General features: G+C 69.6%; 10 protein-coding genes. 6 read left to right on the top strand and 4 right to left on the bottom strand.

The annotated features are described in order from the left end of the window. A partial coding sequence (locus ACFWY9_RS22825) for a DUF445 domain-containing protein (protein ID WP_378339866.1) occupies positions 1-1,179 on the top strand: 1,179 nt, incomplete at its 5' end. On the opposite strand, the gene ACFWY9_RS22820 is transcribed toward ACFWY9_RS22825, so the two are convergent. From ACFWY9_RS22820 to ACFWY9_RS22810, 3 genes are read right to left on the bottom strand one after another with little or no spacing between them, the layout of a single operon-like run. After that, on the bottom strand, positions 1,166-2,059 hold the full coding sequence (locus ACFWY9_RS22820) for a metal ABC transporter permease (protein ID WP_378339865.1): 894 nt from the start codon (positions 2,057-2,059) through the stop codon (positions 1,166-1,168). The genes ACFWY9_RS22825 and ACFWY9_RS22820 overlap by 14 nt on opposite strands. A 2-nt stretch (positions 2,060-2,061) precedes the next feature. Next, positions 2,062-2,865 carry a metal ABC transporter ATP-binding protein gene (locus ACFWY9_RS22815; RefSeq protein ID WP_378329030.1) on the bottom strand — a complete coding sequence of 268 codons (804 nt, stop codon included), beginning with the start codon at positions 2,863-2,865 and terminating at the stop codon, positions 2,062-2,064. Between the two features lie 47 nt (positions 2,866-2,912). Then, entirely contained in the window at positions 2,913-3,830 is a 918-nt protein-coding gene (locus ACFWY9_RS22810) for a metal ABC transporter solute-binding protein, Zn/Mn family (protein ID WP_378339864.1), read from the bottom strand. Between the two features lie 186 nt (positions 3,831-4,016). Here ACFWY9_RS22810 and ACFWY9_RS22805 point away from each other — a divergent pair, with 186 nt between their 5' ends. The 4 genes from ACFWY9_RS22805 to ACFWY9_RS22790 all read left to right on the top strand — a co-directional run bounded on the left by ACFWY9_RS22805 (position 4,017) and on the right by ACFWY9_RS22790 (position 7,669). Then, on the top strand, positions 4,017-5,117 hold the full coding sequence (locus ACFWY9_RS22805) for a LacI family DNA-binding transcriptional regulator (protein WP_378329028.1): 1,101 nt from the start codon (positions 4,017-4,019) through the stop codon (positions 5,115-5,117). 117 nt (positions 5,118-5,234) lie between these two features. Continuing rightward, complete coding sequence (locus ACFWY9_RS22800; RefSeq protein ID WP_378339863.1) at positions 5,235-5,732, top strand: beta-class carbonic anhydrase; 498 nt, start codon at positions 5,235-5,237, stop codon at positions 5,730-5,732. Positions 5,733-5,746: 14 nt separating this feature from the next. Further along, positions 5,747-6,622 carry an A/G-specific adenine glycosylase gene (locus ACFWY9_RS22795; RefSeq protein ID WP_378339862.1) on the top strand — a complete coding sequence of 292 codons (876 nt, stop codon included), beginning with the start codon at positions 5,747-5,749 and terminating at the stop codon, positions 6,620-6,622. A gap of 90 nt (positions 6,623-6,712) precedes the next feature. Next, complete coding sequence (locus ACFWY9_RS22790; protein WP_378339861.1) at positions 6,713-7,669, top strand: N-acetylmuramoyl-L-alanine amidase; 957 nt, start codon at positions 6,713-6,715, stop codon at positions 7,667-7,669. Here the strand turns inward: ACFWY9_RS22790 and ACFWY9_RS22785 are convergent. Further along, complete coding sequence (locus tag ACFWY9_RS22785) at positions 7,659-8,432, bottom strand: alpha/beta fold hydrolase (protein WP_378339860.1); 774 nt, start codon at positions 8,430-8,432, stop codon at positions 7,659-7,661. The genes ACFWY9_RS22790 and ACFWY9_RS22785 overlap by 11 nt on opposite strands. 70 nt (positions 8,433-8,502) lie before the next feature. Here ACFWY9_RS22785 and ACFWY9_RS22780 point away from each other — a divergent pair, with 70 nt between their 5' ends. Beyond that, positions 8,503-9,933, top strand: coding sequence for a M1 family metallopeptidase (locus tag ACFWY9_RS22780; protein ID WP_378339859.1), 1,431 nt, complete (start codon positions 8,503-8,505; stop codon positions 9,931-9,933). Positions 9,934-10,008 lie beyond the last annotated feature (75 nt).

The raw sequence follows: 10,008 nt of genomic DNA, 5'->3' as shown, positions 1-10,008 counted from the left end.
GCCGCGATGCCGTTCATCGCCGCGCTCATCGGCTACGTCACCAAGCGCGTCGCCATCGAGATGATGTTCCGGCCGCTCGAATTCGTCGGTATCAAGCCGGTTTTCGGCTGGCAGGGCGTCGTGCCGAAGCACGGCGGCCGGATGGCCGCGGTCGCCACCGAACTGCTGACCGCGAACCTGCTCGACGTCAAGGAGATCTTCGCCCGCATCGACCCGGTGATCATCACGCGCGAGCTGGAGCAGCCGCTGCTGCGCGCGGTCGACGACATCGCCCGCGACGTGCTCGAAAAGCACCAGCCGCGGTTGTGGGAGGCGATGCCGACGCTGGCGCAGGATCTGCTGATCAAGCAGGTCCAGGCCGGGACGCCGCGGCTGGTGCGGGACTTCCTCGACGAGGTCCGCGAGCACCTCGACGACGTGCTCGACGTGCAGCACATGACCGTCGAGCGGCTCACCAGGGACAAGGCGCTGCTGGTGCGGCTGATCCGCGAGACGTCGCGGCCGGAGATGGCGTTCATCGCGCGGATGGGGATCTACTTCGGCTTCGGGCTCGGTCTCGTCCAGACCGCCGTCTGGGCACTGACCCGCGAGCCGTGGGTGCTGCCGGTCTTCGGCGGCTGCATCGGGCTGTTCACCGACTGGCTCGCGATCAAGCTGATCTTCGTCCCGCGCGAGCCGGTGCGTGTCGGGCGCGTGATCTTCCAGGGCAAGTTCCAGCGCCGTCGCGCCGAGGTCGCGCGCCAGTACGGCGAGCTGATCGCGAACGAGGTCCTGACCGTGCCGAACCTGCTCGACGCGATCCTCCGCGGCCCGAAGTCGGATCGGCTCGTCGCGCTCGTCGAACGGCTGGTCGCCCACGCCATCGACGAACGCGCCAGCGTCGCGAAGCCGATGCTGGCGCTGGCCGTCGGCGGACGTCAGCTGCGGGAGATCAAGCACGCCGCCGCCGAGAAGGCACTCGTCCAGCTGCCTTCGACGGCGCGGCATGCCGAGGGTTATCTCACCGAGGCGATGGACGTCGCGAAGATGGTCGAGCAGCGGATGCTCGCGCTCACCCCGATCGAGTTCGAGGGCTTGCTGCGGCCTGCTTTCCGCCAGGACGAATGGAAACTGATCGCGGTCGGCGGCGTCATCGGCTTCGTCGTCGGTGAGCTGCAGGTCCTGCTCATGCTCGGGTGAGCAACTCGCCCACCGGCTCGGGCTCGGACGTCGCCCGCACGTCGGAACGGCGGTCGCGGGCCCACGCGACGACCCGGCAGATCACGTAGATCAGGAACGAGATCGCGGTGACGAACGCGCTCACGGGAAGTCCCGGTGCGAGCGAGAGCACGATTCCGCCCAGCGCGGCCACTTCCGCGAAGACGATCGAGAGAACCGTCGCCTTCCACGGGCTGGCGGTGATCCGCACGGCCGCGGCCGCGGGCGTCACCATCATCGCGACGACGAGCAGCGAGCCGACGACCTGGACGCTCAGCGCCGTCGCGACGCCGACCAGCACCGAGAACAGCACGGTCAGCAGCGACACCGGGACCCCGCGCGCGACGGCGACGTTCCGGTCGACGCTGGCGAACAGCAGCGGCCGGTAGATCAGCGCGAGCACCAGCAGGATGGCGGCCGAGGCCACGATGAACATCGTGAGGTTCGTCGAGTCGATGGTGATGATCTGCCCGGTCAGGATGCCGAACTTGTTCGCCGACCGTCCTTTGTAGAGCGACAGCAGCAGTACGCCCATGCCCAGCCCGAAGGACAGGATCACGCCGATCACCGAATCGCGGTCGGCGTCGCGGGTGCCGAGGATGCCCAGCAGCAGCGCGGCGACCACCGCCCCGGCGAGCGCGCCGTACTCGACGCCGACGCCGAGCAGCAGCGCCGCGGCACCACCGGTGAGCGCCAGCTCCGAAGTGCCGTGCACGGCGAACGACATCCGCCGCATCACGATCAGCGGGCCGAGGATCCCGGCCACGACGGCGAGAACCGCCGCGGCCAGCAACGCGGTCTGGACGCCCTGAACCTCGGTGATCAGCAGCCAGGTCTTCTCGAAGTCGAACAGGTTGTCCACGCTCAGCTCACCCGCTCGTGCTCGTCGTGGTGCGGCTGGTCCTCGCACAACGCGCTCTGCGCGCCCGCGATGTGGATCTGCCCGCCGACCTTGAGCACCTCGATCCGCGTGCCGTACAGCTCCGACAGCGTCTCGGAGTTCATCACCTCGTCCGGCTTCCCGATCCGGAACTGGCCGTTGACCAGGTACAGCACGCGATCGACGAACCGCAGCACGGGATTGATCTCGTGCGTCACGAACAGCACCGCGGTGCCCGCCGTGCGACGCCGTGCGTCGATCAGCTCGCTCACCGCGCGCTGATGCGCCAGGTCGAGCGAGAGCAGCGGCTCGTCGCAGAGCAGGACCTCGGGATCGCCGACGAGCGCCTGCGCGACCCGGAGCCGCTGCTGCTCGCCGCCGGACAGCTTGCCGACCGGCTGCCGGGCGTACCGCTGCGCGCCGACGGCCTCGACCGCCTCGGCCACGCGCGCGTGCCGGGCGCGGATGCCGAACAGGCCGGTGCCCCAGCGATGTCCGTCGAGACCGAGGCCGACGAGGTCGACGCCGCGCAGGGTCAGCGAATCGTCGATCGCCCGCTGCTGCGGGATGTAGCCGACGTGCCGGTTCGCCCCGCCGGGGCGGCCGCCCGCGATCTCGACCGAGCCCGAGGACAGGCCCTGCACGCCGAGCAGCGCCTTGAGCAGGCTGCTCTTACCGGAACCGTTGGGCCCCAGCACGGCGAGGAACTCGCCCGGTTCGACGTCGAGGTCGAGACCGGACCAGAGGGTCCGGTTCCCGAAGGCGAGCCCCGCCCCGCGGATGCTCACCGCGGGACGGACCGCCGAACGAACACTGCCGGCTACCGCGGACACAGTTACTTCACGGCTCCCGCCAGCGTGTCGACAGTCTTGGACATCCAACCAATGTAGTCGGTCACACCGGCGGGAAGCGTCTCGGCCACATCGACCACCGCGACGCCGGCACCCTTCGCGTCGGTCACCACCTGCTTGGTCACCGGCGTCTCCGTCTGCACGTTGTTGACCAGCGCCTTCACCTGCTTGCCGGTGATCAGCTTGCGGAACTGGTCGAGCGCCGCGGCGGGCACGTCGGACTCGTTCTCGACGGCCTTGGAGAACTCCTCCGGGGTCGCGTCGGTGACCTTCGCGGTCTGCAGCAGATAGCGCGCGACCGGCTCGGTCGCGACGACCTTGGTGTCCGGGTGCGCGGTGCCGATCTCCGCGGCCTTCTTGACCAGCTCGTCGATCTTGCCCTTGAACGCCTTCGCGTTGTCGTCGAAGGTCTGCTTCGAGGCGGGCTGGATCTCGCCGAGGCCGGCCGCGACCTGGTCGGCGATCTTCCCGACGCCCGGCAGGTCGTACCAGACGTGCTCGTTCTCGTTGCCGGTCGCGGCGATGTCGTAGGCGACCAGCTTCTTGGCGCCGGCGGCCTGGCCGGCGAGCTTGTCGAAGAACTTGTCGTACCCACCGCCGTTGGCCAGCGTCAGTTTCGCGTTCTTCGCGGCGAGCGCGTCGTCGGCAGTGGTCTCGTAGGAGTGCGGGTCGGCCGACGGGTCGTGGATGATCGAGGTGACCTGGACCTTGTCGCCGCCGATGGCGCTGACGACGCTGCCCCAGACGTCGGTCGAGGCGACGACCTTCACCTTGTCCGAGGCCGAGGACGCGGCGGACGGGCTCGCCGGCTTGTCACCGCTGGAGCACGCTGCCGCGCCCAGGGCGAACACGGTCAGCGCCGAGGCGGCGGCGAGCACTCTCGTGGTGCGGCGGGAACTCATCGAAAACTCCTGCGGGGGTGAGCCGTACAGCTAATGGAAACCGTTGTCAGATTCACTTTACCCCATCCGAATGATCATGGGTCCTTCGTCCGGAGTGGCCCAGCACACGGAGTAGCGGAAAACAGCCGACAGGACTCACATGGGGTGTCGCTTCTGCAAAACGATCTGAACCGTTACGGTTTGCTGATGGGCCGTCCTATTCGCACCAGGAGGCAGGCGACGCTGGCGTCGCTCGCGGCGGAACTCGGTGTGTCCAGGACTACCGTGTCGAATGCATACAATCGACCGGATCAACTGTCCCCGGAACTCCGCCGCCGTGTGCTCGAGACCGCCCGGCGGCTCGGCTACCCGGGTCCCGACCCGGTGGCCCGCTCGCTGCGTACCCGCAAGGCGGGCGCGGTCGGTCTCCTGCTGACCGAGAACCTCTCCTACGCCTTCCGTGACCCCGCCGCCGTCGGCGTTCTCGAAGGGCTCGCGCTCGCGTGCGAGGACGCCGGGGTCGGGCTGCATCTCGTCCCCGCGAGCCCCGGCCGTGAGGACGTCGCCGCCGTGCATCGCGCGGGCGTCGACGGGTTCGTCGTCTACTCGGTACCCGACGACGATCCGCACCTCGGCGCGGTGCTGGAGCGCCCGGTGCCGACGGTGATCATCGACCAGCCGCGGGTCGAGGGCGTCGACAGGGTCGGCCCGGACGACGCGGCAGCGGTGACCGCGATCGCCGAGCACCTCGTCTCGCTCGGGCACCGCCAGGTCGGGGTCGTGTGCATGCGGCTGGCCCGCGAGCGCAACGACGACTTCGTCAACGCGGAACGGCAGAGCAGCGCGCACTTCCACGTCCAGCGCACCCGGCTGGAAGCGCTCGCAACAGCGTTCTCCGCGGCGGGTGTCGACTGGGCGGGCGTGCCGGTGGTCGAGCGGTTCGACCACACCGTGGACGACGGCGCGTCGGCCGCGCGGCAGCTGCTCGACGCGTACCCGCAGATCACCGCGGTGATCTGCACCTCGGACATCCTCGCGCTCGGCGCGCTGGCCGAGGCCGAACGCCGGGGCCTGCGGGTACCGCAGGACCTGACGGTGACCGGCTTCGACGGGATCGCCGAGGCGGAACGCGCCGGGCTGACCACGGTCCACCAGCCGGTGCTGGAGAAGGGCAAGGTGGCAGGACGGCTGCTGCTCGGGTCGGCCGAGCGGGTCGGGCCGAAGGTCATCACGCTGCCCACCGAGCTGCGGGTCGGCCGGACGTCGGCGCCGCCACGCACGGTCGAGGAGCCCTGGTTCGGCGGCTGAGCACGTTTCGGCCTCGTGACGTGCGACCGAAAACATTGCCGTGAGGGGTGCCGGGCGGTTCCAATGTGAGGGACCGCCCGCGCTGCGGGGACCCTTCAAAGGCCGAAGGAGGCCTCGATGACCTCCATCGACATTCTGCTCAAGCGGAACGAAGAGCTGGGCAATGTCGTCCCCGGTGACCGTTCCTCGCCCCGGCCGTCGCTGAACATCGCGATCCTCACCTGCATGGACGCCCGTATCCGGGTGTTCGAGATCTTCGGGCTGATCCAGGGCGAATCGCACGTGCTGCGCAACGCGGGCGGCGTCGTCACCGACGACATGATCCGCTCGCTCGCGCTGAGCCAGCGCAAGCTCGGCACCCGCGAGGTCCTGATCGTCCAGCACACCGAGTGCGGGCTGTCGATGGTGACCGAGGACGACTTCAAGGACGAGCTCGAAGAGGCGAGCGGCCTGCGGCCGACGTGGTCGGTCGAGGCGTTCCGCGCGGTGGAGGACAGTGTCCGGCGCTCGGTGGAGCGGGTCCGGCGCAGCGACTTCCTGCCGCACCGCGACAACGTGCGCGGCTTCGTCTACGACGTCAAGACCGGGAACCTGACCGAGGTCGCGCAGCAGTAACTAAGCTCCTGCAGGTGCCCGTAGACGCCGAAATCCTGCTCGACTGGTTCTCCGCACACGGTCGCGAGCTGCCCTGGCGCGAGCCGGACTGTTCCGCTTGGGGCGTGCTGGTCAGCGAAATCATGCTGCAGCAGACGCCGGTTTCCCGCGTCCAGCCGATCTGGCTGGAGTGGATGACACGCTGGCCGGTGCCCTCGGCGCTGGCCGCGGAGTCGCAGGGCGAGGTCGTGCGGGCCTGGGGCAAGCTCGGGTACCCGCGCCGCGCGCTGCGGCTGCACGAGGCCGCCGGGGTCATCGCGGCCGAGCACGGCGACGTCGTACCGTCCGATGTGGACACCCTGCTCGCGCTGCCGGGCATCGGGGCCTACACCGCACGCGCGGTGGCGGCGTTCGCTTACGGCAAACGCGCCCCGGTCGTCGACACGAACGTCCGGCGCGTGGTGGCGCGGGCGGTGCACGGCGCCGGGGACGCCGGACCGGCCTCGAACACCCGCGACATGGCCGACGTCGAGGCGTTGCTGCCCGACGAGGACGCGCCCGCGGCGAAGTTCTCGGCGGCGTTGATGGAGCTCGGCGCGTTGATCTGCACCGCGCGTTCCCCGCGCTGCGCGGACTGCCCGGTGCACGCCGAATGCGCGTGGCAGCACGCGGGAAAGCCCGCCTACGCCGGGCCCGCCAAGCCGGTGCAGAAGTTCGCCGGCACCGACCGGCAGGTGCGCGGCCTGCTGCTCGACGTCCTGCGCGGCACCGAGGGGCCGGTCGAAAAGGCCAGGCTGGACATCGTCTGGCACGACGCGGGCCAGCGCGACCGCTGTCTGGATTCGCTGCTCGTGGACGGCCTGATGGAGCAGACCCAGGACGGGCTTTTCGCACTACCCGGCGAACACTGACGCACTACGACGAAAGTCGGTGAACAATTGCCCCTGACGCATGGGCGGGCTAGCTTCTGCTGAACGCGTTTCGGCGAGGGAGGTCTATCCATGACCGAGTCGGGTATGGGCCGTCGTTCCTTCTTCAAAGGGAGCCTGACGGTCACCGCCGTGGGGGCGCTCGGACTGGCCGGGGCCGGGAGAGCCTCGGCCAGTGTGCCGACCCCGCGGATCTACGGCACGTCGGACTGGGGCGCGCGTCCGGCGTCCGGCGCGATCACCGTGGAGAACCACAAGCCGACGTACATCGTCGTGCACCACACGGTCGATCCTGGCAACAACACGGACACGTCGCTGGAGCACGCCCTCCAGATCTCACGCGACATCCAGAACTTCCACATGGACACCCGGGGCTGGATCGACACCGGGCAGCAGTTCACGAACAGCCGAGGCGGGTTCGTCACCGAGGGCAGGCACAGAAGCCTCGAAATCCTGCGCGGCGGCAGGCAGCACGTCCAGGGCGCGAACGTCGCCGACCACAACAGCGAGTGTCTCGGCATCGAGAACGAGGGGCTCTACAGCAAGGAAGACGTCCCGCCCGCGCTGTGGAACTCGCTGGTGAACCTGGTCGCCTACATCGCGCACCAGTACGGCATCGCCCCGGCCATGATCAAGGGCCACCGGGATTTCAACTCGACCGAGTGCCCCGGCACGGTGCTCTACAACCGGCTGCCGGAACTACGCGACGCCGTCGGCAAGATCCTCGGTGTGGCAGTGCGTGAGGAAACCCCGTGGCCACTGCTCAAACCGGGTGATTCCGGGCGAAACGTCCTCCGCGCCCAGCGGTTGCTGCGAGCCAAGGGCGTCGACGTCCCCGCCGATGGGGTGTTCGGCGCGTCCACTAAGGACGGTGTCGCGGCGTTCGCGGCGCGGCACGGGCTCTCGCGGGACACCTGCACCGCGACGTCGGCGACCGACGAGACCGGCTTCCTCGGCTCCGACGTCTGGCCACTGCTGGTCCCGTCCGGACAGTCGGCGGGCGTGCTGCGCGCCGAACTCAGCGGTTGAGGACTCCGGCGAGGAAGGCTTCGACGGCACCCCGGTAGGTCTCCGGGGCCTCGTCGTGGACGATGTGGCCGGAGTCCGGGACGACCAGGTGACGAGCGCCGGGAACGCGCGCGGCGACCTCGGCCTGCTGCCCGGCGGGCATCGCCGTGCGCTCGCCTTCGAGCACCAGCAGCGGGCAGCGGACGGCGTCCACAATGGACCAGTAGTCGCGGCGGCCCCATTCGGCGGCGATCTCGTACAGGGTCTCCATGTCGGCGATGAGGTGGTAGCCGTCTTCGCGTTCCTCGACGCATTCGACGAAGTAGTCCCCGACCTCGCCGAAGAAGTCCCGCACGTGGGCGAGTGATTCGAACGGCGTCGGCCAGGTTTCGAAGTACCCGCGCCAGGTCTCGACGGTGCGGCCGCGCTGATCCGGCGCGAAGTCCTCGGACACCACCGCGCGCACCAGTTCCGGATATTTCGCCGCGGTGGCCCAGGCGTGCAGCCCGCCCATGGAGTGTCCGATCAGCACGGCCGGTTCGCCGCCGAGCGAGCGCACCGCGCCGGCGACGTCCTCGGCGAACCGCTCGGTGGTCCACGGCCCGGTGCGTGCCGCGCGGCCGTGCCCGCGCGCGTCAAGTCCGTACACCCGCCCGTATGGCTTGAGCCATTGCGCGACACGCCACCACGTCCGCGCCCGGCCCATCAGGCCGTGCAGCAGGACAACGGGCACGTCGCCCGCTCCGCCGAAGTCGACGAGCATCCCGCCTCCCGTCCTGATCATCGCCGCCGACGGTACCCGGTCGGCCGAACGTGACCGGCCGACCGGGAACCACCACCCTAAGGTGGCTCCTATGCGCCGCCGCGGAATCGCCCTTCTCGCCGGCTGTGTGGTGATGCTGGCCGCGGGCTGTACCGCCGCGGACAGCCATCCCACGCCGCCACCGCCGCTGCACCCGGTTCCGGGTGCGGCCACCGCGGGCGATCCGTACTACCCCGACGACGGCAACGGCGGCTACGACGCGCTCGACTACCACGTCGACGTCGGCTACGACCCGGCGAACGGCAAGCTCGACGGCGACACCACGGTCACCGCGAAGGCGACCCAGGACCTGAACCGCTTCTCGCTCGACCTGCGCGGCTTGGACGTCCGAGGCGTGGACGTCGAGGGCAAACCGGCGACGTTCACCAGGGAAAAGGGCGTCAAGCTGGTCGTCACGCCCGCCGAGCCGCTGCGCTCGGGCAGCACGTTCCGCGTGCGGGTGCGCTACGGCGGCGATCCGTCCGCGACGCCGCACGGCGGCGGGAGCGAGAACGGCTGGCAGCGCTCGAAGGACGGCGGCGCGTACATGGTGGGCGAGCCGCACTCGGCCGCGTTCTGGTACCCCGTCAACGAAACCCCCCGCGACAAGGCGACCTTTTCGGTCACCGCACACGTTCCGGACGGCTGGACGGTGATCTCGAACGGCCGCGAACAGGGCAGCAGCTCGGCGGGCGGGAAGACGACGACGTCCTGGGCGGAGCCGAACCCGATCGCGAGCTACCTGACCACGATCGCGATCGGGAAGTTCACCGTCGACCGGATGGCGCTGCCCGACGGCACGCCGATCGTCAACGCCTACGCGCCCGAATCGGGCGGCCACGGCGAACCGTCGATCCGGCTGCCGGAGATCATCGCGTTCCTGGCAGGCAAGTTCGGGCCCTACCCGCAGAGCGCCGCGGGCGGCATCTTCCTCAACGAGGACATCCACTTCTCGCTGGAAACCCAGGGCAGGCCGACCTACGCGAAATGGGCCGAGCTGCTGACCGTCGTGCACGAGACCGCCCACCAGTGGTTCGGCGATTCGGTGTCCCTGAACTCGTGGTCGGACATCTGCCTCAACGAATGCGTCGCGTCGTACGCGCAGTGGCTGTGGGCCGAGGCCAAGGACAACCAGAACCTCGACGAGCGCTACCGCACGGCGGTGGAGATCTTCGGGAACAGCACGGATTTCTGGACGTCGAAACTGGTCGACATGGGCAGCGGGCACGAGTTCCAGGGCGTCTACGGCAAGGGGATCCTGGCCGTCCACGCGCTGCGCCGCAAGATCGGCGACGACGCCTTCAACCGCGTGCTGCGCGAATGGCCGGACGCGCATCGGCACGCCAACGCGTCGTGGGCGGAGTTCGAGGCGCTGGTCGGCAAGGCATCCGGGCAGGATCTACGCGCCTTCTTCGACGACTGGTTCCGCGGCACGAAGAAACCCGCCGACGAGAACCTCTACCCCGGCTCCCTGAAGGGCTGAGCAGGTGAGGCGCTTCGAACGAGGGGCGGGTGTGCTGAAGGGCGCCTTCGGTGCATCGGATGCACTGAAGGCGCC

It is taken from the genome of Amycolatopsis sp. NPDC059027, from assembly GCF_042739735.1.
In the GTDB taxonomy this organism is placed as follows: Bacteria; Actinomycetota; Actinomycetes; order Mycobacteriales; family Pseudonocardiaceae; genus Amycolatopsis.
Note: the sequence above shows the minus strand (reverse complement) of the source record. Positions and strands in the feature narration are given on the sequence as shown.

Excerpts from the sequence above, each read along its gene's own strand:
- ACFWY9_RS22810 (WP_378339864.1), bottom strand. The coding sequence starts at position 3,830 with ATGAGTTCCCGCCGCACCACGAGAGTGCTCGCCGCCGCCTCGGCGCTG.
- ACFWY9_RS22805 (WP_378329028.1), top strand. The coding sequence starts at position 4,017 with ATGGGCCGTCCTATTCGCACCAGGAGGCAGGCGACGCTGGCGTCGCTC.
- ACFWY9_RS22800 (WP_378339863.1), top strand. The coding sequence starts at position 5,235 with ATGACCTCCATCGACATTCTGCTCAAGCGGAACGAAGAGCTGGGCAAT.
- ACFWY9_RS22790 (WP_378339861.1), top strand. The coding sequence starts at position 6,713 with ATGACCGAGTCGGGTATGGGCCGTCGTTCCTTCTTCAAAGGGAGCCTG.
- ACFWY9_RS22785 (WP_378339860.1), bottom strand. The coding sequence starts at position 8,432 with ATGATCAGGACGGGAGGCGGGATGCTCGTCGACTTCGGCGGAGCGGGC.
- ACFWY9_RS22780 (WP_378339859.1), top strand. The coding sequence starts at position 8,503 with ATGCGCCGCCGCGGAATCGCCCTTCTCGCCGGCTGTGTGGTGATGCTG.